Genomic DNA, 21,638 nt, shown 5'->3' with positions numbered 1-21,638 from the left:
AAGTGTCTGGGGTCATCGACGCTGTGGAACCTGACCGACCCGTCCGCCCCTGTCGACGTGGACTCTGCCGACCGAAAGCTAATTGCAGATAGTTGTTTCTACTATTTGCTTTGCGACGGCAGAGTCCCCGGGATCATTTTGCCAAGTCCTTGTTTTTTCATGGACGCCTGGCGGCAAAGTCCACGATCCGGCCGCCAGGGTCCACGCCCGCCGCTGTGGCCGACTCCGCGGCCCTGCCGAGTCCTGGCCGCGCCGGCCGGTCCGGCCCGCCTCGTGGACTCTGGCGACCGCCGCCCTTCGAGTCCTGGGCGGCCCGAAGCCCCTTGCAGATCAAGGCGGTCGCCAAAGTCCACGGTCCTGGAGCGCGCGCCCTCCCCCGCCCCGTGGCGGCCCGGGCTCCTGCGCAGCCGGTCGCCAGAGTCCACGCTCCGGTCCACGCCGCAGCCTCCAGTGTGGACCGGAGCGACCACCCCTGGCCTCATCGCGAGGCGCGCCAGGCGGCATAGAGGTCGTCCAGCCGCTCGACCAGGAAGCGGCTGAACTCGGGCGCCATGCGGTCGTTCACCGTCAGCCGCATGCCCTGCGGCCCGGGCTCCACCTTCACCACCGGGTCGCCCTGCGGGCTGCGCCACCACAGATCCGCCTCCGGCGCCTGCCGCCCGTCGCGGAGCGCCGCGAAGATCCGCTGGAAGCGGGCGTCGCTGTTCAGCGCGCGGAAGCCGGGGCTGGCCATGGCGCGCTCGGCCAGCGGCGCGGCATCCTCGGCCGCGAACAGGCGCTGCAGCTCCAGCCAGCGCGGCCGCCCGGTGCGCGGCGCGGCGCCGATCGCCAGGATCACCGGCCGCGGGATCGCGCGCACCACCTGCAGGTAGCGCGTCATCTCCGCCGACTGCACGGCGAGTGCGGCATGCAGGGTCGGCCGGTCGAAGCCGCGCGCCTCCAGATGGCTGGCGAAGAGGGCGCGTTCGATGAAGGTGAGGTTGCGCCGCTCGATGTTCTCCTTGCCCTGGGCCACCACCAGCTCGGCATCCGACAGCGGCCGGATGATCGCCTGCAGCGTGATGCCCAGCCGCTTCACCGCCAGCAGCCGGCGGTGGCCATAGGCCATCTGGTAATGCCCGGCCTTCTCCGGATGCGGCCGCACCAGCACCGGCACCTGCTGGCCGGAGCTGGCGATCGACTGCACCAGCTCGGACAGCTCCGCCTCGCTGTCGCCGGCCATGCGGTCGGCGACGAAGGAGGCGTCGACCACGGCCGGGTCCAGCGTCACCACGGTCTCGCCGCCCTCGATGCGGGCGCGCAGCGCCTCCGCCTCCTCGCGCAGCTGGCCGAGGCTGACGCCCATGGCGCGCACGGCGCCGGAGGGGACGCGGTTGACGGCGGCCGTCTCGGGGGCGGCGGGCTCGGCGGCCTCGGCGCCTTCGCCGCCCAGCAGGCGGCGCAGCGTGTCCTTGCGGCTCATTTACTTCGCTCCCCGTCGCCAGGCGCGGGTCACCAGCCCCTGGATCTCGGCATTCACCGCGTCCAGCGCCTCGGTCGCGCGGTTGTAGGTCTCGCGGGAGAAATTCTGCGGCCCCACTTCATAGAGTGTCTGCTTGGTCAGGCCGGCATCGGAGATGGCGGTGGACTTGACCATCGGGTTGGTCAGCACACGCTCGCCGAACAGCGAGCGCAGGAAGCCGACCACCTGGGTCTGCGGCCCGTCCTGCGGCTCGTAGCGGGTGACCAGGTAGCGCAGGAAGTCATAGTCCAGCCGTCCGCCGGCCTCGCGCACCACCGACAGCAGGTCGGCGGTCATCAGCAGGAACTGGCACATGCTGGCGATGTCCAGCATCTGCGGATGCACGGTGATCAGCACGCCGGTCGCGGCGCAAAGCGCGGCCAGCGTCAGGAAGCCGAGCTGCGGCGGGCAGTCGATGACCACGATGTCATAGTCGGACGCCACGCTTTCCAGCGCCTCGGTCAGCCGGGTGAAGAACAGCGTCTCGCGCTGGCCCTCCTGGCGCGCCAGCAGCCGGGGCGTGTCGTGCTCGAACTCGTGCAGTTCCAGGTTGGCCGGCACCAGGTCGAGGCCCGGGATATAGCTCGGCCGGATGACCTCCTTCAGCGGCCGCCGCGCCTTGTCGTAGCGCAGCGCGGCGTAGAGCGTCTCGTTCTCGCCGATATCGAGCTCCGGCTGGTAGCCGAACAGCGCCGAGAGGCTGGCCTGCGGGTCGAGGTCGAGGGCCAGCACGCGGTGGCCCTGGAAGGCCAGGTACTGCGCCAGATGCGCCGTGGTGGTGGTCTTGCCCGAGCCGCCCTTGAAATTCGCGACCGCGATGACCTGCAGATGCTCGCCCTCGGCGCGGCGCGGCGAGGCCGGGCGGCCCTTGCCCTTCAGCATGCCGCGCAGCGCGTGGATCTGCTCCAGCGTATAGGCGCGGCGGCCGCCGGCACCTTTTTCTGGCACGGGCCCTTCCCCTGCCAGGGCCAGCTGGCGCAGATAGCTGTCGCTGATCTGCAGCAGGGTGGCCGCCTCGCCGCTCGAGAAGCGGCGCAGGGTCTTCTGCGCGGCAGGGGGGAAGATGCGGTTGCGCAGCAGGGCGAGCTGGGCGCTCAGCGCCTGGGCATCGGCGCCGATGCGCTGGTCGATCGGCTCGATGACCGCGGCGTCGCCGCTGTCGGGGCTGGTGGGGCGAGCGGGCATGACCGACGCTTTTCTCCGCAATTGAGGCGTTTCGGCGTTAGGATAGCAGCATGGCGTTGGCTTGTGGCCCCACCGTTTCGTCGCTTTTTCGTAGTTTTTGCGCCCCTCTTTCTCGTGGTGCTCCGCCGTTGACAGCTGTCAATGGCCGCGGGCCCGGGGTGCCCGTGTGGTGAAGCGTCTGCTGCTGGGGCTGGTGGCGGCGGGGGCCCTGGCCGCCGCCGGCTACCACGTTATGAATCAACAGGATCCGCCACCCGCCCGGCCCGTCCAGGCCATTGAATCGCTGGGCGTCGGCGCCCTCGGGCGGGTCGAGCCGGCCTCTCGCATCCGCCGCCTTGGCGCACCGGGCGGCATGAATGTCACTCGTCTGGGCCGGCTGCTGGTCGAGGAAGGCGCCACGGTGACCGAGCACCAGCTGCTGGCGGAGCTGGCCGACGCGCCGCAGAAGGACGCCCAGACCGCGCGCGCCCTGGCGGCCCTGGCCGAGGCCGAGGCGCGCCTGGCCCTGACCCGGGCGGCAGGCCGGGCGGAGGAGCGCCGCGCCCAGCAGGCCCGCCTGGCCGCGCTGCGGGCGGCCGAGGAAAGCGCCCGGCGCGAGGCCGACCGTGCCGACCGCCTGGTGCCCAGCGGCGCCGGCGGCGCCGCCGAGGCCGAGCGCCGCCGCTTCGCCGCCATCCGCGCCACGGCCGAGGTCGCGGAAGCCGAGGCCGAGCTTGCCCGCCTGCAGAGTCCACGCCCCGAGGACCTCTCGGTCGCCGAAGCCCAGCGCGACGCCGCCCGCGCTGCGCACCAAGCGGCGGAAGCGGAAGCCGAGCTCTCCCGCATCCGCGCACCCCTCTCCGGCACCGTGCTGCATCTCTATGCCCGCCCGGGCGACCTGCTGGGCAATGACGGGCTGCTGGACATGGCCGACCTGACCCGCATCGACGTGGTCGCGGATGTCTACGAGACCGACCTGCCCCGCCTGCGCCTCGGCCAGCGCGCAGAAATCCAGATCCCCGGCAGCGCCACCCGCCTGGACGCCACGCTCAGGGAGATCGGCTGGCAGGTGCGCCGCACCACCCAGGCCGGCACCGACCCGGTGGCCGCGGTGGATGCCCGCACCGTCCCGGTCCGTCTGGCGCTGGACGCGGCCGGCATCGCCCTGCTCGGCCGCCGGTCGAACATGCAGGTGCAGGTGGCGATCCGGCCATGACCCTCGCCGACCGGATCTTCCTGCCCCTTCGCCTGGCCTGGCGGCAGCTGCGGGCCGAGAAGGCGCGGCTCGCCTCGGCCATCGCCGGCGTCATGTTCGCCTGCGTGCTGGTCTTCATGCAGCTGGGCTTCCGCGCCGCCCTCTTCGATTCAGCGACCTCGCTGATCTCGGCGATGCGGGCGGAAGTCTTCCTGATCCATCCGCTGACCATGGCGAGCTTCCGCCCCGAGCCCCTGCCACGCGCCCGCGCTGGCCAGGTCCTCGCCCTGCCCGAGGTGATGCAGGCGACCCCGGTCTATCTGGCGCAATCCACCTGGCGCAGCCCGGAGGATGGCAGCCGCCGCACCATCCAGTTGATCGGCTTCGACGTCGAGGCCGGCGCCATGGCCTTCACCGGCCTCGAGCATGTGGCCGCCGCCCTGAAGCAGCCGGACAGCGCCGCCTTCGATCTGCGCTCCCGTCCCGAATTTGGCCCCGTCCAGCCGATGCTGGAGGCGCTGGGCGGCCGCCCGTTGCCCGTCCAGGTCGGCAACCGCCGTCTCGACGTCGTGGGCACCGTGGAGATCGGCCCTTCCTTCGGCGCCGACGGCAATCTGGTGCTCAACGAGACCAATTTTCACCGGCTGGTCCCCGAGCGGCCCTTCAGCAACACCGACCTGGTGGCCATCCGCCTGCAGCCGGGCAGCGACATCGCCGCCGTCCAGGCGCAGCTGCGCGCCCTGCTGCCGCAGGATGTCGCGGTGCTGACCCATCCCGAGCTGGTCGCCTGGGAACGCCGCTACTGGGAGACGGCGACGCCGATCGGCTTCATCTTCGGCTTCGGCAGCCTGATGGGCCTGATCGTCGGCATGGTGATCGTCTACCAGATCCTGTTCAGCGACATCGCCAACCACCTGCGCGAATACGCCACCCTCAAGGCCATCGGCTATGGCAACGGCTATCTGTCGCGCAGCGTGCTGAGCTCGGCCTTCATCCTGGCCCTGCTGGGCTTCATTCCCGGCGCCGTCGCCTCGGCACTGCTCTACGACGTCATCGGCCAGGCGACCTTCCTGCCCCTGGGCATGACGCTGGACCGCGGGCTGACCGTCTTCGGCCTGATCTTCGGCATGTGCGCTGCGGCCGGGCTGCTGGCCATGCGCAAGCTGCGCGACGCCGATCCTGCGGACATGTTCTGATGCACCCCGTCACGCTGGAGGGCGTCACCTATTCCTACGGCAGTGGCGAGCTGCGCCGCGCCGTGCTGCGCGATGTCTCCCTGACCGTCGCCGAGGGAGAAATCGTCCTCCTGACCGGTCCTTCGGGCTCGGGCAAGACGACGCTGCTGACCCTGATCGGCGCGTTGCGGGCCATGCAGCAGGGCTCGGCCCGGGTTCTGGGACGCGAGCTGCAGGGCGCGTCGGAGGCCGCGCGCGTCGCGCTGCGCCGCCGCATCGGCTTCATCTTCCAGGCGCATAATCTTCTCGGTTTCCTCTCCGCCCGGCAGAATGTGGCCATGGCGCTGGAGACCGAGGCGAAGCTTCCCGAGCGGCAGCGCCTGGCGGAAGCCGACCGCATGCTGGCCGCCGTCGGCCTGGCCGAACACCTGCACAAGGCGCCCGGCCAGCTTTCCGGCGGGCAGCGCCAGCGCGTGGCGGTTGCCCGCGCTCTGGTCGCCAGCCCCGGCCTGGTCCTGGCCGACGAGCCTACCGCCGCCCTCGACAAGGCCAGCGGCCAGGAGGTGGTGCGGCAGCTGCGCGATCTGGCGCGCAGCCGTGGCGTCGCTATTCTGCTGGTCACGCATGATCCGCGCATCCTGGACATTGCCGACCGCGTGGTTAGCATGGAGGATGGCCGGATCGTCTCTGCCAACCGCCCGGCTGAAGGCCCAGCCGCTTAGGATCGCGTCGTTCGAATGCCCGTCTTGCCTGCGCCCGATCCTGAATCCACGCGCCTCGCCACGCTGCATCGCCTGGGCCTGCTCGATAGCCCGGACAGCGCTGATTTCGACGCCCTGGTGCATCTGGCCGCGCAGCGCTTCGGCTGCCCGATCGCGCTGCTGGTGCTGCTCGACCGCGACCGCCTCTGGTTCCAGGCCACGCACGGGCTGGACGTCCGCCAGATCCCGCGCGAAGAGGCCTTCTGCGACCACACCATCCGCGGCGACCAGCCGCTGCTGGTGGCCGACGCCGCCGCCGATCCCCGCTTCCGCGCCAATGCCCTGGTCACCGGCACGCTGGGCGTCCGCTTCTATGCCGGCATGCCGCTGGCGGTGGATGGCCAGAAGGTGGCGACGCTGGCGCTGCTCGACCGTGTCCCGCGGGACCTGCCGCCCGAGGATGTCGCCGCGCTGCGCCAGTTCGGCCGCATCGCCGAGGGGCTGCTGCAATCCCGCGCCGCCCATCGCGACGCGGAGGAGCAGGCGCGGCTGACCAGCCGCACGGCCAGGCTGCTGCAGCAATCCGGGCGACTGGCCCAGCTCGGCGGCTGGGAATACGACCTGCGCAGCGGCCTGTCCTTCTGTTCCGACGAGGCCTTCCGCATCTACGGCTACCCCTCCGGGGCCGGCGTGCAGCTTGGCGACGGGCTGTCGCACTATCCGCAGCCCGGCCGCGACCGGCTGAAGGCAGCACTGACCCACACGGCGGCCACCGGCGAGCCGATGGAATTCGAGGCCGATTTCCTCACCATCCAGGGCGAGCCCCGCCGTGTGCGCGTGCTCGCCGAGGCCGAGCATGAGGACGGCCAGCCGGTCCGGCTGATCGGCAGCCTGCAGGACATCACCGAGACCTGGGCGATGCGCCAGCGCCTGCAGGAGATGCTACAGCAGGACGCGCTGACGGGCCTCGCCAACCGCTCCCTGCTGCAGCAGCGGCTGGATGCCGCCCTGGCCGCGCCGCCGCCGCCGGGCCAGGCCATCGCCCTGCTGCTGCTCGACCTCGACAATTTCCAGGAGCTGAACGACCGCCACGGCCATGCCCTGGGCGATGCCGTGCTGCGCGAGGTCGGCCGCCGGCTGCAGCGCGCCGTCGGCACCAGCGGCCTGGCCGCGCGCACCGGCAGCGACGAATTCGCCGTGCTGATCCCGGGGCTGGAGCCCGACCGGCTGGCGACGCTGGCGGGCGGCCTGGCCACCCTGCTGCGCCAGCCGATCCCTGGGCCGGAGGGGCTAGGCATCGCCCTGACCATTAGCCTGGGCGCGGCGCTTGGTCCGCAGCACGGCGCCGATGGCGAGGCGCTGATGCGCCACGCCGACATCGCCCTGTCGCATGGCCGGCGCAGCGGACGCGGCCAGACAACGCTGTTCTCGCCACAGATCGCCGAGCGCTTCGACCAGCGCCGCGACGCCATCCAGCTGGTCTCCCAGGCGCTGGCCGGCGGCTGGCTGCAGCCTTTCTACCAGCCGAAATACCGCCTGTCCGACCGCCGCCTGCACGGGTTCGAGGCGCTGGCCCGCATCGTGACACCCGAAGGCCGCGTCATCGGCCCCGCCCAGTTCTGGCCCGCCCTGCAGGACCACGACACCGCCCGCCTGGTCGGCACCCGCATGCTGGAGGGCATCACCGCCGACCTCGCCCGCTGGCGCGGCCAGGGCCTGCCGGAAACCCGCATCGGCCTGAACGTCACCGAGGCCGACTTCGCCGGCGGCGACCTGGCCGCACGGGTGCTGGCGCGGCTGGATGCCTGCGGCGTGCCGCCAACCTCGCTGAAGATCGAGGTGACGGAGACGGTGTTCCTGGCCGATGCCTCGCCGATGATCGCCGAGACGCTGGAAGAGCTGGCCAGCGTCGGCATCGATATCTCTCTCGATGACTTCGGCACGGGCTATGCTTCGCTGACGCACCTGCGCGATTTCCCGATCCAGGAGCTCAAGATCGACAAGAGCTTCACGGATCGCCTGGAAGATGACGCTGGCAGCGCGCTGATCGTCGAGACGATGATACGCTTGGCCCATGGCCTGGGCATGCGCGTGGTCGCCGAAGGCGTCGAGCATGAGGAGCAGCATGCGCGGCTGACCCGCATGGGCTGCGACCTCGGCCAGGGATTTCTCTATGGCAGGCCGGCGCCTGCCGAGGAGGCGGAGGAGCGGCTGGCTAGATGACCAGCCCGCCGCTGCGGTTGAGGATCTCGCGCGCCAGGCTCAGCCCGGCGGTCAGCGAGGTCTTGGGATTGGCCGGGGACGGCCGCCCTTCCAGCCGGATGGTGAAGTCGGCGGCGGTGGAACGCACGCTGACCTCGTGGACATTGCGGGCAATGGTGGGATCGGCGACCAGCCTGACTCGCGTCGCCTCGAAGCCGGCGCCGGCCAACGCCACGGTGGCCGCCACATTGGCGTTCTGCGGGTAGTCGCGTGCGGCGCCGCGGGCAGTGCCTTCGTAGAAGGTCACCGGCGTGGTCACCGCCGAGAGATCCAGCATCCGCTCCGCTGCCGTGCCGCGCCAGGCCTGGGGGGGCTTTCTTCCCGTGTAGGTAACCTCCTCCAGGCCGGAGAGGCGGGCGGCGACCAGGGCGTCGATGCCGCCGACCGCACCGGGAGGCAGGATCAGCGGCGCTCCGCCGGCGGCGGAGGCGGCCAGCAGGCGGTCATGCAGCGCGGCCTCGGCCAGGGCGCCGATGGCGATCACGGCCAGCGGCACGCCGGCGCCCAGGATCGCCTCGGCATGGTCACGGACGGCGGCGTGGCCGGCGCATTCGGCGACGAAGTCCGGGCGGGCGGCCAGCATGTCCGGCAGCGAGGTGAAGATCACCCGGGTCTCGGCGATGGCGGGGCCGTCGCGGTCGAGCAGCGCCGCCGCCCTGGCCTCGCTGCCCGGGCGGGCCAGGACGGACAGGACAGCCAACTTGCGCGGCAGGCGGCCGGCGAGCGCCTGCAGCGTGGTCCCGGCCATGCCGCCGGCGCCGATGAGGGCGAGATGCCGCAGCATGGCGGTCAGCCCTCGACTGGAGCGAGGGTGGTGAGGTGCTGGCGCAAGGCCTCGGGCAGCGGCATGGGGCGGCGCGTGGCGGCCTCGACGAGGACGACCACGCCCTCGGCGGTGGCGGCGCAGAGCTCGCCCTGGAACACCGCCTGGCCGGTGGTGAAGGAGGTGCGGCCGATGGCGGTCACCGCCGTGCCGATGTCGACGGTGCTGAGCTCGCGGATCTCAGCGCGGAAGTCGATGGCGATGCGGGCGATGACGAAATAGCTGTCGGGGCCGGGCAGGACCTGCTGCATCAGCTCCACCCGGGCGGTCTCGAAATAGGTCGCATATTTGGCGTTGTTGACATGGCCCAGGCGGTCGGTGTCGCCGAAGCGGACGCGGTCCTGGGCCCAGAGCCGGTAGGTGGCGCGGCTCAGCAGGCGGGGTTCATTGGCCATGGGAAAGCCTTTCTGATCAGCCTTCGGTCCTATGCCGGCCAGGCGCTACTGGGAAGGGTGATTGCCGCGCTGCCCCGCCCGCGCGACAAGCGAGCCAGGGGGGACCGAGGATGGTGCAGGAGGAAGAGGCCGCCGGGCGGCATGGGATGCTGCTGGCGCTGTGCGGCTGCGTGGTGCTGTGCATGACCACTTGGTTCTCGGCGGCGGCGGTGCTGCCGCAGCTCAGGGCGCTGTGGTCGCTGTCGGATGCGGCGGCCGGGTGGATGACGATCGGGGTGCAGATCGGCTTCGTGCTGGGGGCGGTGGCCGCGGCGGTGACCGGGCTGCCGGACCGGGTGGCGCCGCGGCGGCTGATGGCGGTCGCGGCAGCGGGGGCGGCAGCGGCCAATCTGGCGCTGCTCTGGGCGCCGGGCGCCGAGGTCGCGCTGGGGCTCAGGGTCGCGACCGGCGTGCTTATGGCGGGGGTCTATCCGCCGGCGCTGAAGCTGGTGGCGACCTGGTTCCGGCGCGGGCGCGGGGTGGCGCTGGGCAGCGTGATCGGGGCGCTGACGCTGGGCTCGGCGCTGCCGCATGCCGTCAATGCGGTGGGCGGGGTGGCGTGGCAGGGGGTCATCTCGGTGGCCAGCCTGGCGACGCTGCTGGGCGGCTTAGGCGTGCTGCTGCTGCGGGAGGGGCCGTATCCGTTTCCGAAGTCCAGCTTCGATGCGCGGCGGCTGGGGCAGGCGCTGGCCGCGCGGCCGGTGCTGCTGGCGACGGGCGGGTATCTCGGCCACATGTGGGAGCTCTATGCCATGTGGGCCTGGATGCTGTCCTTCCTGGGCGCCCGGGTGGGGCAGGGCAGCCTGGCGTCGTGGCTGTGCTTCGCGATCGTCGCGGTGGGCGCGCCGGCCTGCATCGCCGCCGGCGCGCTGGCCGATCGCTGGGGGCGAACGGCGGTGACGATGGGGCTGATGGCGGCGTCGGGGCTTTGCGCCGCGCTGATGGGCTTCGCCTATGCCGGGCCGCTGTGGCTGGTGGTGGCGGTGGGGCTGGTCTGGGGGGCGACGGTGATCGCGGATTCGGCGCAGTTCTCGGCCGTGGTGACCGAGGTGGGCGACCCGGCCCTGGTTGGCACCGCGCTGACCGCGCAGCTTGGCCTTGGTTTCGGCCTGACGGCGCTGGCGATCTGGCTGGTGCCTTTGGTTGCCGGTGTCGTGGGCTGGCAGTGGGCTTTCGTGGTGCTGGTGCCCGGCCCGTTGCTGGGCATCTGGTCGATGGGCCTGCTGCGCTTGCGGCCGGAGGCCCAGCGCATCGCCGGCGGCAAGCGGTGAAAAAGAATGTGGGGGTCCGGGGGGCATTCAATGCCCCCGGCCTTAGCTTTCTAATTCTTTCTCGACGTATTTGAGCTCGGCGATCGCCTGCTCGAGTGCTTCCGACAGCCGGCCCACTTTCGCCTTCAGCGCCTCCTGCTGCCGCAGCAGCAGCGCCCGGCGCCCGAGCATCTCCTGGCGTTCCCGCTCGAGGGCTTTCTTGAAGGCCTCGATTTCCCGCCGCCGCACGTCGGGATGGACCAGGCCCTTCTGGCGGGCCTGGGCCAGCTCTTCATTGGCGAGCGTCGTCAGCAGATAGGCTGCCGAATAGGTCCGCGGCATCTCGCCCGACTGGAAGGTGCCGGCGTCGACCGCGCGGGCGACGGTGGCCAGCTGGTAGGCGACCTGGCGACCGAAAGGCAGGCGGTCGACGACCTCACGCTCATAGGCCTTGGGGAAGCGGCGCTTCGCTTCGACCAGGTAGCGGCCGATGGCCAGGAACTTGTCCTGGGCTTCCTTCCAGAGGCGGGCGATGTGCTCGACGGCCTGGTCGGCGGAGCGCAGCGGGACCAGGGCGTTGGCGACGAGGGCCACGCGCTCGTCATGCATCTCGGCGAAGGGGGCGGCCGGAGCGTCGCCTGCTTCCAGGTCGTCGCGGCGCTTCTGCAGCTGGCGGCGGGAATAGGCCATGGCGGTCACAGCCCCATCATGTTGCGGACGAAGTCCCAGGCGGCCTCGAAATCCTCGGCCCCCTTGGCGCCGGAGATCTCGCAGACGCCAACACCGTAGCCGTGGGTGTTCTGGATGTCTTCCAGTTGCCGCACCGGCAGCGGGCACAGCAGCCCGGCCTTGTTCAGCCGGCGCTGGGCGTCGCGGAAGGAGAGGGTGCCGGTCGCCGGCTCGGCGCCCTTGGACTTGGCCGGCAGGGTCACGCGGCTGGCGCGGTTGATCAGGAAGGCGGAGCGGATGCGGCGCTCCTTCAGCAGCGCCATCCAGCCGATGACCGAATCAACATCCGGCTTGCCGGTGGTGGCCGGGACCAGCACGAAATCCGAGCGGTCGAGCAGGATGGAGGTCTGCTGCGGCAGGTATTCGATGGCCGGTGGGGTGTCGACCAGGACGATGTCGAGATCCGGCGTCGCGTCGATCTCGGCGATGGCGGCCTCGATCTCGGTCAGCGGGCGGGAGAAGAGGCGGATCGGCGCCGCATCGGCCGGGCGCAGCCGGTGCCAGGCGGAGAGCGAGCGCTGCATGTCGGTGTCGAGGATGGCGGTGCGCAGCCCGTCGCGCGCGGCGAAGGTGGCCAGGTTCAGCACGGAGGTGGTCTTGCCGGTGCCGCCCTTCGGACTCTGGCAGGAGAGCCAGCGGGCCGTGTTCTTCGGGGAGGCGGTCGCGGGCTTGGCAGGAGGCACGGAATTTTCCCCGGGTCACGAACCGGGGCAGTTTAGGGCAGGGGGCGCGAATGTCTAACCCGGTTAGACATTCGCGCCCATCGATGGAACCGATCCCATTCTACCAGCCGGTGAAGCCAGGGCCGATCTCGGCCGCGGCGGCGCGCAGGACGGGCAGGAACTGGCGGCGCAGCTGGTCGAGGGGGGCACGGGCGGCCGAGGTGCCGATGTTCAGCGCCGCCACGGTGCGGCCGGTCGCGTCCTGAACGGGGACGGCGATGGAGCGGGCGCCGAGCTCGAGCTCGCCATCGAGGATGGCGTAGCGCTGGCGCCGGGCCTCGACGATGCGGGCGCGGAGTTGGGCCGGGTCGGTGATGGTGCGCGCCGTCCAGGGCTGCGGCGGGTGGCGCGCCAGCCAGGCGTCCAGCGCGTCCTCTGCCAGCCCGGCCAGCAGCACGCGGCCGAGGGAGGAAGCATGGGCGGGCAGGCGGGAGCCGACATCGATGCGGGAGGAATAGACCCGGCGCGCTTCGACCCGGGCGATATAGACCACCTCGGCGCCGTCGAGCACGGCCATGGAGCAGCTCTCGTTGAGCTGCTCGGAGACCGCCTGGATGACGGGCTTGACCACCTCCGCCCGGCCGAAGCTGGCGAGATAGCCATGGCTGAAGCGCAGCACCCTTGGCGTCAGCCAGAACAGCTTGCCGTCGCTGGCCAGGTAGTCGAGCGCGGCCAGGGTGAGCAGGAAGCGCCGCGCGGTGCCGCGGCTGAGGCCGGTCAGCGCCGCCACCTGGGTCAGGGTCTGCTTCTCCCGCCCCGGGCCGAAGCATTCCAGCACCGCCAGGCCGCGGCCGAGGGCGGAGACGAAGTCCGGGGTCGAGGCCTCGGGCGTCGACATGCCTGGTTTTCCTCCCCCATTCGAAATGCGGCTGTGCCAGCCAAGCGAAGCTTGCGGCGAAGAGGCTTGACACCGCGACCGCCAGGGTCTGACCTAACGGCAAAAGCGGACATATGTCCATCTGGCGGACAAATCAGACCGGGTTCTAAGACCGGGGTCCCGCCAGCCTGATAGGGACGGGAGAAGAAAGATGTTGCACCGCCGCAGCCTGCTGGCGGCCACGGCCCTTGGCCTGGCCTCGCCGCTTGCCGCCCCACGCCTGGCCCGCGCGCAGGCGGGGTCGCATGTCATCGGCACGCTCTTCCCCATGGCCGGGCCGAATGCCGAATATGGCGGCATCTTCACCAGCGGCATCCAGCTGGCGATCGAGCACATCACCGCCGACAAGTGGCTGCAGAAGCCGATCGAGCTGCGCGCCCAGGACAGCCAGGGCACGCCGCAGGGCGGCGCCGTCGGCATGACCAAGCTGGCCAATGTCGATCGCGCCCCCTACGTGCTGCTGGGCTTCACCGGCGTGTCGAAGGCGGCCGCGCCCATCGGGACGCGCAACAAGGTCGTCATGATCAATGGCGGCGGCGTCGGGCCCGACCTGGCCGAGCTTTCCCCTTACTTCTGGAACGTCATTCCCCTGGTGAACCAGGAAGTGCAGGCCATGCTCCCCTGGCTGCAGGCGCAGAAGCTGCTGAAGATCGCGCTGGTCTATGTCGACGATCCGCTCGGCACCGGCGTGCTGGCCGAGCTGAAGAACGGGCTGCCCGGCATCGGCGGCCAGCTGGTCGGCAGCTTCAGCATCCCGCCGGCGACGCAGCAGTTTGCCGCCATCGCCGCGCGCGTCCGCGACAGCAAGCCGGACGCGGTCTATTTCGCCAGCTACGGCGCGCAGCAGTCGCAGATCGTCAAGCAGCTGCGCGACAACGGCATCAGCCAGCCGCTGCTGACCTATTCGGGCGGCTCGATCCCCTCGGTGCAGGCGCTGCCGGAGGCGGAAGGGCTGGTGCTCAGCGGCCAGGCGGCCGACTGGACGCGCGACGATGCGGTGACCAAGCGCTTCGTCACCGACTGGCGCGCCAAGCACAACAGCGAGCCCACCGCCTATCACCAGAACTACTACAACGGCATGCGGCTGTTCGGCCTGCTGGCCCAGGGGCTGGAAAAGGCGGGCAAGCCGGTCGATGGCGAGAATCTCCGCGAGGAATGGCTGCGGGTGAAGCGCTTCGCCTTCGTCGGCGGCGAGGGCGTCTTCGAGGAGCGCGGCACGATGAGCATGCCGATGCAGATCAACCAGGTGCGCGGCGGCCGGTCGCAGAAGATCGCCTGATGCTGTTCCTGCAGCTGCTGGTCAGCGGCATCCAGACCGGCGCCATCTATGCGTTGACGGCGGCGGGTTTTGCCCTCATTTTCGGCGCGACCCGCGTCTTCCATGTGGCGCATGGCGCGGCCTTCGCCCTCGCCGGCTATTCCTTCCTGGCGCTCAGCCAGGCGGGCTTTCCCTGGTTCGTCGGCGCCGGCGCGGCGCTGGTCGTCGCCGTCGCCTTCGGGCTGTTCATGGACTTTCTCGTCTACCGACCGATCCAGCGGCACGAGGGCTCCTTCTTCACCGTCTTCGTCGCCGCCTTCGGCATGTCGATCGTGGTGCAGAGCCTGATCGAGCTGGGCTTCGGCCGCGGCTTCGTCGTCGTCGCCTCGCCGCTGACCCGCGCGCATGAGGTGCTGCCGGGGCTGTACCTGGCCGATATCTTCTGGGTCGCGGTGGGCGTGGCGCTGCTGCTGTTCGGCGCTGTCACCCTGTTCCTGGAGCGGACGCGGATCGGCATCGGGCTGCGGGCGCTGTCGGAAAACCCTGAGCTGCTGCGCGCCTTCGGCCTGTCCTCGCGCCGGCTGTCGATGGTGGCCTTCGGGCTGGGCTCGGCGTTGGCGGTGCCGGGGGCGGTGCTGACGGCGATGACCTCCGGCCTGCAGCCGGCGATCGCGGCGCAGGTGATGCTGGTGTCGCTTGCGGCGGCCGTGGTGGGCGGCATCGGCAGCCTGCGCGGCGCGGCGCTGGCCGGGCTGCTGCTGGGCGTGGTGGAAAACCTGGTGGTCTCGGTGCTCGACACGCAGTGGAGCGCTGCCGCCGGCTTCGTCGTGCTCTTCGCCTTCATCCTGTTCAAGCCCAGCGGCCTGTTCGGCCAGGCGGTGGCCCGATGATCGCCTATCTGCTGAACCTGGCGACGCTGGCCACCATCTTCGGCATCCTGGCCGCCAGCCTGAACGTGCTGATCGGCTATGCGGGGATTTTCTCCATCGCCCATGCGGTGTTCTTCGGGCTGGGCGCCTATGCCGGGGCGCAGCTGGCGCTGCAATTCATCCCTGACGTGCTGCTGGCCTGTCTGGCGGGCGGGGCGATCTCCGCGGCGCTGTCGCTCTGCCTGGCGCTGCCGGCGCTGCGCGTCCGCGGGGAGTATTTCGTCGCCGCCAGCCTCGGGCTGCAGATGATGGCGGTGACCGTCTTCTCCGAGGCGCATGCGCTGACGGGCGGGCATGGCGGGCTGGTCGGCATTCCGCCGGCGACGCTGTTCGGCGCCGATGTCTCCGGCCCGGCGCCCTTCCTGGTCTTCGCGCTGGCGGTGCTGGGACTGCTGCTGCTGGCGGTGCGGCTGCTGATGCGCGGCAGCTTCGGCCGGGCGCTGATGGCGATCCGCGACAGCGAGAGCGCCGCCGAGGCCTTCGGCAAGGATGTGCGCGCGCTGAAGACCCTGGCGGTGGCGCTGGGCTGCGCCATGGCGGGCGTCGCCGGCGCGCTCTTCGCTTTCTACATGGCCTTCGTCAACGTCGAGAGCTTCACCCTCGAGCAGTCGATCCTGGTGATGGCGATGGTCATCATCGGGGGGACGGCGACGCTGGCGGGGCCCTTGATCGGTGTGCTGCTGCTGTTGCTGCTGCCGGCCGGGCTTTCTTTTCTTCCCTTCATCCCGCCGACGCAGATCGGCGCGGTGCAGCAGCTGATCTATGGGCTCGCCATGACGCTGCTGATGATCTTCCGCCCGGCGGGCATCGCGGGGGGGCGTCGCTGATGGGTGTCCCCTTTTCCATTCGAGGCCTCGACAAGAAATTCGGCGGCCTCGCCGCCGTCCAGAATGTCGACCTGGACCTGCAGGAAGGTGTCACCACCGCCCTGGTCGGGCCGAACGGCGCCGGCAAGACCACGCTGTTCAACCTGGCCACCGGCCATATCATCCCCGATGGCGGCGAGGTGCTGCTGGACGGCAAGTCGGTGCTCGGCCAGTCGCCGCATCTGATCGCGCGGATGGGCGTCGCGCGCAGCTTCCAGGACCTGCGGCTGTTCGGGCGGATGTCGGTGCGCGACAATGTCCGCGCCGCCATCGAGCCGACCGCCTGGCTGTGGCAGCCTGGCGGCGGCAGTGCGGCCCGCAAGCGGGAGGCGGCCGTGGATGCCGCGCTGGACCGCTGCGGGCTGACCAAGCAGGCCGATGCCCGGGCGGTGGATCTCGCCTATGCCGAACGAAAATTCCTGTCGGTGGCGCGGATCCTGGCGACGGGGGCGCGGATCTGGCTGCTGGACGAGCCGGCCTCCGGCCTCGACCCGCATTCGCGGGCGCGCTTCGTGCAGCTGGTGCGCGACGCCGTCGCCGAGGGCGTCACCATCTGCCTGATCGAGCACAACCTCGACATCGTCACCGAGCTCGCCGACCGGATCGCCTTCCTCGACCGCGGCGCCAAGCTGGCCGAGGGCGCGCCGCAGGAGATCCTGCGCGACCCCAAGCTGATCGGCATCTATTTCGGGGAGCAGCGGACATGAGCGGCAGCACCGCGCCGGCACTGTCCGGCAAGGGCCTCGGCGCCGGCTATGGCGGGCGCGAGGTCTTTTCCCAGTTCGACTTCGCGCTGCCGCAGGGCGAGGTGCTGTGCCTCGTGGGCCATAACGGCGCGGGCAAGTCGACGCTGCTGAAGGCGCTGTTCGGGCTGCATCCGGTGAGCGCCGGCGAAATCCGGCTGCGCGGGCAGCTGCTGAAGCCGCGGCCGGAAGCCATGGCACGCGAGGGCGTCGCCTATGTCCCCGAGGGGCGCGGCGTGTTTCCCGGGCTGGTGGTGCGGGAAATCTTTCAGCTCGCGCTGTGGTCGGCCAAGCTGGACGGGGCCGAGGCGGAAAAGCGCACCGAGGAAGTGCTGGAGGTGCTGCCGCGCATCCGCGAGTTCTGGACGCGGCGGGCCGGGACCCTGTCGGGCGGGCAGCAGCAGATGGTCTCGGTGGGGCGGGCGCTGCTGTCGCGGCCCTCGATCCTGCTGCTGGACGAGCCGTCGATCGGGCTGGCGCCAAAGACCTTCCAGGATCTGATGGCGCCGATCCGGGCGCTGCAGCAGCGGCTGGGCATGTCGATCCTGCTGGTCGAGCAGAATGTCGGCGAGGCCTTCGCCGTCTCCGACCGCGTCGCGGTCATGAAGTCCGGCCGGATGATCTTCGAGGGCGTCCCCGACGACCTTTCCGATCATGCGAAGCTGATGGACATGTTCTGAGGGGAAGCCAGGAAATGCTGTTTCACGTGGCGATGGAGGTCCGGCTGCCGCCGGACATGCCGGCGGACCAGGCGAACGACCTGAAGACGCGGGAGAAGGCGATGGCGCAGGAGATCCAGCGCGCCGGCAAATGGCCGCAGCTGTGGCGGGTGGCCGGGCGCTACGCCAATATCTCGATCTTCGACGTGGCGGATGCGGATGAGCTGCACACGCTGCTCTCCGCCCTGCCGCTGTTTCCCTACATGGATGTGCGGGTGACGGCGCTGGCGCGCCATCCTTCGGCGATCTGAGGGGGGCATCCGATGACCGAGATGAAGATCCTGGCCGAAGGGCTGCGCTTCCCGGAAGGCCCGGTGGCCATGCCGGACGGGTCGGTGGTGCTGGTGGAGCTGGCCGCCCAGGTGGTCAGCCGCATCGCCGCCGATGGCACGCGCAGCGTGGTGGCCAAGGTGGAAGGCTCGCCCAACGGGCTGGCCGTGGGGCCCGGCGGGCTGCTCTACCTTTGCAACAATGGCGGCTTCTCCTGGCATGAGGAGGACGGGCTGCTGCGGCCCTCCGGCCAGTCGGCGGATTATTCCGGCGGGCGGATCGAGACGATCGACCCGAAGACCGGCGCGGTGAAGCGGCTCTACGACAATGTCGATGGGGTGACGCTGAAGGGGCCGAACGACATCGTCTTCGACGGTCAGGACGGCTTTTGGTTCAGCGACCTGGGCAAGGTGCGGGCGCGCGACCGGGACCATGGCGGGATCTATTGGGCGGCGAGCGACGGCTCGAAGATCGTCGAGGCCGCCTTCCCGGTGCCGGGCGGGGCCAATGGCATCGGGCTGTCGCCGGATGGCAAGGTGGTCTATGCCGCCGAGACGGAGACCGGCCGCCTCTGGGCCTGGGACATCATCGGCCCGGGGCAGGTGAAGAAGGCGCCCTGGCCGAGCCCGCATGGTGGCCGGCTGGTCTGCCAGTTCCCGGGCTTCCGTCGCCTCGACAGCCTGGCGGTGGCGGCGAGCGGCAATATCGTGGTGGCCACGCTGGTCGAGGGCGAGATCACCACGGTGAGCCCGGGGGGCGAGATCGTCGACGTGGTGAAGATGCCCGAGCGGATGCCCACGAATATCTGCTTCGGCGGCGCTGACCTCCGGACCGCCTATGTCACGCTGTCGACGACGGGCAAGCTGGCGGTGCTGCCCTGGCGCGAGCCTGGCTTGAAGCTGGCTTATTCTTAACTGATAAAAATAGATGGGGGATTCGGGGGAATACTTTCCCCCGATCTTTTTTCTGTCTTGGAGGCTTCGATGGTCGCTGTCCCTGAGTTCCAGGTCCCAGGCCTGCATCACCGGCGTGTCGGCGACATCGTGGTCACCGCGGTGAGCGACGGCTATCTGAACGGGTCGAATGCCGCGCTGCAGAACATGGAGCAGGATCGGATCGCCGAGCTGCTGGTCGGTGCTTTCCGGCCGACGCCGCGGCGGGGCTCGGTCAACACGTTCCTCATCTGGTCGCAGGGCCGGGTGGCGCTGATCGACACCGGCTGCGGGCCACATATGCAGCCCACGGCCGGGAAGCTTTTTTCCAATCTGGCGGCGGCGCATGTGCCGCCCGAGGCGGTCGACACGGTGCTGCTGACGCATATGCACCCCGACCACTCCAACGGTCTGGCCGATGTGCATGGCGAGGCGCTGTTCCCGCAGGCGGAGCTCGGGCTGCACGAGGCGGAGCTGGCCTACTGGCAGGATCCGGAGGCGGCGCGGGTGGCGGCCGAGAGCAAGCAGGGGGTTCTCTACTTTGCCAACGCCCCGGCGCAGCTGGCGCCCTATCGCGACCGGCTGAAGCCTTTCGGCGACGGGGCGGAGGTGTTTCCAGGGGTGACCGCCGTGCATCTGCCGGGGCATACGCCGGGACATAGCGGGTATCGGATCGCGTCCGGCGACGAGCAGCTGCTGATCTGGGGCGACATCATCCATGTGCCTGAGGTGCAGGTGCCGCATCCGGAGGTGACGATGCAGTTCGACGTCGACCCGGCGCAGGCGATCGCGACGCGCAAGCGGACCTTCGACATGGTGGCGGCCGACCGCATGCTGGTGGCGGGGATGCATGTGCATTTCCCGGGCTACGCGCATCTGCGGCGGCAGGGCAGCGGCGTGGAATTGATCCAGGAGGCCTGGACGCTGCCGTTCTGAGGCGGTTGCGCCGGCGGTCGTGAGCCCCAACAACAGGGAGGTCCGGCGCCGTGGCGCCGGGCCTTTCGCGTTTCTGGAGGGAGTGCCTGGATGACCGACGCCCCGCTGCGCCTGATCGGCGATATAGGCGGCACCAATGCCCGCTTCGCGCTCTGCCGGCTGGGCGGGCTGCCGGAGGCGGAACGCAAGCTGCCGGTTGCCGAGCATGCCGGTCTGGTCGAGGCGGCGCAGGCCTATCTGGAGGGGCGGCAGGTCGAGGAGGCGGTGCTGGCGGTGGCGACGCCGGTGCTGGGGGACGCTGTCTCCTTCACCAACAGCCCGTGGCGCTTCTCGATCCGGGAGGCGGAGCGCGCCCTGGGGCTGCGCAAGCTGACGGTCATCAACGACTTCGTGGCGCAGGCGGCGGCGATCCCGCTGCTGGAGGCGCGCGACATGGTGGTGCTGCAGCCGGGCGAGGCGCGGCCGCGCCGGCCGCGGCTGGTGATCGGGCCGGGGACGGGGCTCGGCGTCGCCTTCCTGCAGGAGGATTCCTCCGGCCGCTTCCAGATCCTGCCGAGCGAGGGGGGGCATGCTTCCTTCGCGCCGCAGGACGCACTGCAGGCGGAGCTGCTGAAGCGGATGCGCAAGCTCCATGGCGGGCATGTGTCGCAGGAGCGGCTGGTCTGCGGACCCGGGCTGCTGGAGGTGGCGCGGATCCTGGCCGAGATGGAAGGCGTGGCGCTGAAGCTTGAGAGCTCGCGCGACGTCTCGGACGGGGCACAGAAGGGCGAGCCGGTCTGCGCCCAGGCGGTGACGCTGTTCTGCGAGATGCTGGGGGCGGTCGCCGGCAACCTGGCCCTCAGCCTGCTGACCGAGGGCGGGGTCTATGTCGCCGGCGGGCTGTGCCGGACGCTGGGGCCGCTGCTGGATGGCGCCGCCATCCGCCGGGGCTTCGCCGCCAAGGGCCGGTTCGGCGGCTATCTGCAGGGCCTGCCGATGTGGCAGGTGCTGCGGCCGCATACCGGGCTGCTGGGGGCCGCCGCCTATCATCACTGAGGCGGGGCCGCCACTGAGCCCGGTCCGCGCGTCCCGGCGACCGCTGCCTAGGGTGGCGGGGGCACCAGCGCGCGGTGGGCGATCTCGGCGCCCCAGAGGGCGCGGGTGAGCGGGCCGTGCAGCGGCTGCCGGTAGGTCAGGCTGTAGCTGGCGCCGGGGGCGGGGGCGATGGACAGGCGCTCGCCCTGCAGCAGCGGCGCAGCCTCCAGCAGGGCGCGGCGCAGGCCGAGGGGCGTGTCGGGCTCGGCCGCGGCGGCGGCGCGCTCGAGGGCGGTGGCGATGCTGAGCTGCCAGCCGAGCTCGACGGTGCTGGCGAGGACCAGCAGGCCGAGCAGGGTGAAGAGGAGCTTCTCCGGTCGCCGCGGCAGCCAGGGAAGGAGGAGGGTGGCGGCCTGCGGCGGCAGGGCAGGTTTTGCTGCGCTCATGCGCGCAGTTGAACCCGGCCCGGGTTAATATTTTCCCAGCATACCGGCCCGGCTAGCGCATCGGGCCGCCGGGACGGCGGGCGTTCCGGAAGGATGCCGCCGCTCCTCCGCGAGGGTCTGGTGGCCAGGTCGTGATGCGGCCCTGCGTGATGGGTCAGAGCCTGATGGGCCATGGCGGAACGGCCGAGACGCCGGAGGCCTGCGGCCAAACAGAGATCCAGAGCAGATCGCCCGCGCCGGCCCCCCAGGCAATCCGGTCCAGCGTAAACCTGGCATTTTTTCTTGTCCCCGCTTTGTAAACGCTTGCCCGTTTCTGTCGTTATCCCCCCCGAAGGCTGCGCTTGACCTCGGCGCGGCAAGAAGAAAGGGAGAAATGATGATGCGCGGCACCACCCCGGCCCTGGCTCTTGTTGTCGCCTTGCTGGCAGCCCCGGCTGCCATGGCGCAGGGCGCCGCCGCCCCGGCACCGGGCGCCAACCCGTCCCCGCCGGAGCGCACCGCCGTCCCGCCGGCCACCACCACCCCCGGCGAGCGCCCGGCCGAGCGCAACACGCCGCCCGCCATCGGCAGCGTCCCGGCCGCCGGCGCCAACAGCTTCACCGAGGCGCAGGCGCGCGGCCGCATCGAGGCCGCCGGCTTCACCCAGGTCGAAGGGCTGAAGAAGGACGATCAGGGCGTCTGGCGCGGCCAGG

22 protein-coding genes and 1 pseudogene are annotated in these 21,638 nt (G+C 70.8%); 15 read left to right on the top strand and 8 right to left on the bottom strand.

What is annotated here, in order from left to right; all coding sequences use genetic code 11:
• Positions 1 to 478: 478 nt before the first annotated feature.
• Positions 479 to 1,462, bottom strand: coding sequence for a plasmid partitioning protein RepB (repB, locus tag BKE38_RS10960; RefSeq protein ID WP_076957357.1), 984 nt, complete (start codon positions 1,460 to 1,462; stop codon positions 479 to 481).
• The gene (repA, locus tag BKE38_RS10955; protein ID WP_076957356.1) at positions 1,463 to 2,686 is read right to left on the bottom strand and encodes a plasmid partitioning protein RepA; all 1,224 of its coding nucleotides are present in this window, start codon (positions 2,684 to 2,686) and stop codon (positions 1,463 to 1,465) included.
• 169 nt (positions 2,687 to 2,855) lie between these two features.
• On the opposite strand from repA, the gene BKE38_RS10950 reads away from it, so the two are divergent.
• From BKE38_RS10950 to BKE38_RS10935, 4 genes are read left to right on the top strand one after another with little or no spacing between them, the layout of a single operon-like run.
• Positions 2,856 to 3,881 (top strand): efflux RND transporter periplasmic adaptor subunit, encoded by a 1,026-nt coding sequence (locus tag BKE38_RS10950; protein WP_131829562.1) that lies wholly within the window; start codon positions 2,856 to 2,858, stop codon positions 3,879 to 3,881.
• Positions 3,878 to 5,056: an ABC transporter permease DevC gene (gene devC, locus BKE38_RS10945; protein WP_076957354.1), complete on the top strand. Its 1,179-nt coding sequence runs from the start codon at positions 3,878 to 3,880 to the stop codon at positions 5,054 to 5,056. The genes BKE38_RS10950 and devC overlap by 4 nt, the downstream gene beginning before the upstream one ends.
• The gene (locus BKE38_RS10940; RefSeq protein ID WP_076957353.1) at positions 5,056 to 5,757 is read left to right on the top strand and encodes an ATP-binding cassette domain-containing protein; all 702 of its coding nucleotides are present in this window, start codon (positions 5,056 to 5,058) and stop codon (positions 5,755 to 5,757) included. The genes devC and BKE38_RS10940 overlap by 1 nt, the downstream gene beginning before the upstream one ends.
• Before the next feature lie 15 nt (positions 5,758 to 5,772).
• Positions 5,773 to 7,959 (top strand): putative bifunctional diguanylate cyclase/phosphodiesterase, encoded by a 2,187-nt coding sequence (locus BKE38_RS10935; protein WP_076957352.1) that lies wholly within the window; start codon positions 5,773 to 5,775, stop codon positions 7,957 to 7,959.
• Here the strand turns inward: BKE38_RS10935 and BKE38_RS10930 are convergent.
• Together BKE38_RS10930 and BKE38_RS10925 are read right to left on the bottom strand one after the other, a co-directional pair.
• A complete protein-coding gene (locus BKE38_RS10930) occupies positions 7,952 to 8,782 on the bottom strand; it encodes an aspartate dehydrogenase (protein WP_076957351.1) in 831 nt (276 codons plus the stop codon). The genes BKE38_RS10935 and BKE38_RS10930 overlap by 8 nt on opposite strands.
• A gap of 5 nt (positions 8,783 to 8,787) precedes the next feature.
• Positions 8,788 to 9,216, bottom strand: a complete 429-nt coding sequence (locus BKE38_RS10925) for an acyl-CoA thioesterase (RefSeq protein WP_076957350.1) — start codon at positions 9,214 to 9,216, stop codon at positions 8,788 to 8,790.
• Positions 9,217 to 9,326: 110 nt separating this feature from the next.
• Between BKE38_RS10925 and BKE38_RS10920 the strand changes: the two genes are divergently transcribed.
• Positions 9,327 to 10,526 carry an MFS transporter gene (locus BKE38_RS10920; protein ID WP_076957349.1) on the top strand — a complete coding sequence of 400 codons (1,200 nt, stop codon included), beginning with the start codon at positions 9,327 to 9,329 and terminating at the stop codon, positions 10,524 to 10,526.
• Positions 10,527 to 10,568: 42 nt separating this feature from the next.
• Here the strand turns inward: BKE38_RS10920 and BKE38_RS10915 are convergent, their stop codons facing one another.
• From BKE38_RS10915 to BKE38_RS10905, 3 genes are all read right to left on the bottom strand, one after another.
• Positions 10,569 to 11,204 (bottom strand): hypothetical protein, encoded by a 636-nt coding sequence (locus BKE38_RS10915; RefSeq protein WP_083747465.1) that lies wholly within the window; start codon positions 11,202 to 11,204, stop codon positions 10,569 to 10,571.
• Positions 11,201 to 11,917 (bottom strand): ParA family protein, encoded by a 717-nt coding sequence (locus BKE38_RS10910; RefSeq protein ID WP_076957348.1) that lies wholly within the window; start codon positions 11,915 to 11,917, stop codon positions 11,201 to 11,203. Before BKE38_RS10910 ends, BKE38_RS10915 begins: the two co-directional genes overlap by 4 nt.
• A 100-nt stretch (positions 11,918 to 12,017) precedes the next feature.
• Entirely contained in the window at positions 12,018 to 12,794 is a 777-nt protein-coding gene (locus BKE38_RS10905; RefSeq protein ID WP_076957347.1) for an IclR family transcriptional regulator domain-containing protein, read from the bottom strand.
• Positions 12,795 to 12,984: 190 nt separating this feature from the next.
• On the opposite strand from BKE38_RS10905, the gene BKE38_RS10900 reads away from it, so the two are divergent.
• The 9 genes from BKE38_RS10900 (at position 12,985) to glk (ending at position 20,521) form a co-directional block, all read left to right on the top strand.
• The gene (locus BKE38_RS10900; protein ID WP_076957346.1) at positions 12,985 to 14,112 is read left to right on the top strand and encodes an ABC transporter substrate-binding protein; all 1,128 of its coding nucleotides are present in this window, start codon (positions 12,985 to 12,987) and stop codon (positions 14,110 to 14,112) included.
• A complete protein-coding gene (locus BKE38_RS10895) occupies positions 14,112 to 14,981 on the top strand; it encodes a branched-chain amino acid ABC transporter permease (RefSeq protein ID WP_076957345.1) in 870 nt (289 codons plus the stop codon). The genes BKE38_RS10900 and BKE38_RS10895 overlap by 1 nt, the downstream gene beginning before the upstream one ends.
• On the top strand, positions 14,978 to 15,847 hold the full coding sequence (locus BKE38_RS10890; protein WP_076957344.1) for a branched-chain amino acid ABC transporter permease: 870 nt from the start codon (positions 14,978 to 14,980) through the stop codon (positions 15,845 to 15,847). The genes BKE38_RS10895 and BKE38_RS10890 overlap by 4 nt, the downstream gene beginning before the upstream one ends.
• Positions 15,847 to 16,593: an ABC transporter ATP-binding protein gene (locus tag BKE38_RS10885; protein ID WP_076957343.1), complete on the top strand. Its 747-nt coding sequence runs from the start codon at positions 15,847 to 15,849 to the stop codon at positions 16,591 to 16,593. Before BKE38_RS10890 ends, BKE38_RS10885 begins: the two co-directional genes overlap by 1 nt.
• Positions 16,590 to 17,309: an ABC transporter ATP-binding protein gene (locus BKE38_RS10880; protein WP_076957342.1), complete on the top strand. Its 720-nt coding sequence runs from the start codon at positions 16,590 to 16,592 to the stop codon at positions 17,307 to 17,309. Before BKE38_RS10885 ends, BKE38_RS10880 begins: the two co-directional genes overlap by 4 nt.
• A 26-nt stretch (positions 17,310 to 17,335) precedes the next feature.
• Positions 17,336 to 17,599, top strand: a complete 264-nt coding sequence (gene catC, locus BKE38_RS10875) for a muconolactone Delta-isomerase (RefSeq protein WP_474104346.1) — start codon at positions 17,336 to 17,338, stop codon at positions 17,597 to 17,599.
• 12 nt (positions 17,600 to 17,611) lie between these two features.
• On the top strand, positions 17,612 to 18,532 hold the full coding sequence (locus BKE38_RS10870; RefSeq protein WP_076957340.1) for an SMP-30/gluconolactonase/LRE family protein: 921 nt from the start codon (positions 17,612 to 17,614) through the stop codon (positions 18,530 to 18,532).
• Between the two features lie 69 nt (positions 18,533 to 18,601).
• Positions 18,602 to 19,486 (top strand): MBL fold metallo-hydrolase, encoded by an 885-nt coding sequence (locus tag BKE38_RS10865; RefSeq protein ID WP_076957339.1) that lies wholly within the window; start codon positions 18,602 to 18,604, stop codon positions 19,484 to 19,486.
• A gap of 90 nt (positions 19,487 to 19,576) precedes the next feature.
• Positions 19,577 to 20,521, top strand: a complete 945-nt coding sequence (glk, locus tag BKE38_RS10860; protein ID WP_076957338.1) for a glucokinase — start codon at positions 19,577 to 19,579, stop codon at positions 20,519 to 20,521.
• Positions 20,522 to 20,568: 47 nt separating this feature from the next.
• Here the strand turns inward: glk and BKE38_RS10855 are convergent, their stop codons facing one another.
• The gene (locus BKE38_RS10855) at positions 20,569 to 20,946 is read right to left on the bottom strand and encodes a hypothetical protein (protein ID WP_076957337.1); all 378 of its coding nucleotides are present in this window, start codon (positions 20,944 to 20,946) and stop codon (positions 20,569 to 20,571) included.
• 379 nt (positions 20,947 to 21,325) lie between these two features.
• Between BKE38_RS10855 and BKE38_RS10850 the strand changes: the two are divergent.
• Positions 21,326 to 21,638, top strand: a pseudogene (locus BKE38_RS10850) (hypothetical protein); the annotation flags it as partial.

It is taken from the genome of Teichococcus deserti, assembly GCF_001982615.1.
Taxonomy (GTDB): Bacteria; Pseudomonadota; Alphaproteobacteria; order Acetobacterales; family Acetobacteraceae; genus Pseudoroseomonas; species Pseudoroseomonas deserti.
Note: the sequence above shows the minus strand (reverse complement) of the source record. Positions and strands in the feature narration are given on the sequence as shown.

Excerpts from the sequence above, each read along its gene's own strand:
- repB (WP_076957357.1), bottom strand. The coding sequence starts at position 1,462 with ATGAGCCGCAAGGACACGCTGCGCCGCCTGCTGGGCGGCGAAGGCGCC.
- repA (WP_076957356.1), bottom strand. The coding sequence starts at position 2,686 with ATGCCCGCTCGCCCCACCAGCCCCGACAGCGGCGACGCCGCGGTCATC.
- devC (WP_076957354.1), top strand. The coding sequence starts at position 3,878 with ATGACCCTCGCCGACCGGATCTTCCTGCCCCTTCGCCTGGCCTGGCGG.
- BKE38_RS10940 (WP_076957353.1), top strand. The coding sequence starts at position 5,056 with ATGCACCCCGTCACGCTGGAGGGCGTCACCTATTCCTACGGCAGTGGC.
- BKE38_RS10935 (WP_076957352.1), top strand. The coding sequence starts at position 5,773 with ATGCCCGTCTTGCCTGCGCCCGATCCTGAATCCACGCGCCTCGCCACG.
- BKE38_RS10930 (WP_076957351.1), bottom strand. The coding sequence starts at position 8,782 with ATGCTGCGGCATCTCGCCCTCATCGGCGCCGGCGGCATGGCCGGGACC.
- BKE38_RS10925 (WP_076957350.1), bottom strand. The coding sequence starts at position 9,216 with ATGGCCAATGAACCCCGCCTGCTGAGCCGCGCCACCTACCGGCTCTGG.
- BKE38_RS10920 (WP_076957349.1), top strand. The coding sequence starts at position 9,327 with ATGGTGCAGGAGGAAGAGGCCGCCGGGCGGCATGGGATGCTGCTGGCG.
- BKE38_RS10905 (WP_076957347.1), bottom strand. The coding sequence starts at position 12,794 with ATGTCGACGCCCGAGGCCTCGACCCCGGACTTCGTCTCCGCCCTCGGC.
- BKE38_RS10900 (WP_076957346.1), top strand. The coding sequence starts at position 12,985 with ATGTTGCACCGCCGCAGCCTGCTGGCGGCCACGGCCCTTGGCCTGGCC.
- BKE38_RS10895 (WP_076957345.1), top strand. The coding sequence starts at position 14,112 with ATGCTGTTCCTGCAGCTGCTGGTCAGCGGCATCCAGACCGGCGCCATC.
- BKE38_RS10890 (WP_076957344.1), top strand. The coding sequence starts at position 14,978 with ATGATCGCCTATCTGCTGAACCTGGCGACGCTGGCCACCATCTTCGGC.
- BKE38_RS10885 (WP_076957343.1), top strand. The coding sequence starts at position 15,847 with ATGGGTGTCCCCTTTTCCATTCGAGGCCTCGACAAGAAATTCGGCGGC.
- BKE38_RS10880 (WP_076957342.1), top strand. The coding sequence starts at position 16,590 with ATGAGCGGCAGCACCGCGCCGGCACTGTCCGGCAAGGGCCTCGGCGCC.
- BKE38_RS10870 (WP_076957340.1), top strand. The coding sequence starts at position 17,612 with ATGACCGAGATGAAGATCCTGGCCGAAGGGCTGCGCTTCCCGGAAGGC.
- BKE38_RS10865 (WP_076957339.1), top strand. The coding sequence starts at position 18,602 with ATGGTCGCTGTCCCTGAGTTCCAGGTCCCAGGCCTGCATCACCGGCGT.
- glk (WP_076957338.1), top strand. The coding sequence starts at position 19,577 with ATGACCGACGCCCCGCTGCGCCTGATCGGCGATATAGGCGGCACCAAT.
- BKE38_RS10855 (WP_076957337.1), bottom strand. The coding sequence starts at position 20,946 with ATGAGCGCAGCAAAACCTGCCCTGCCGCCGCAGGCCGCCACCCTCCTC.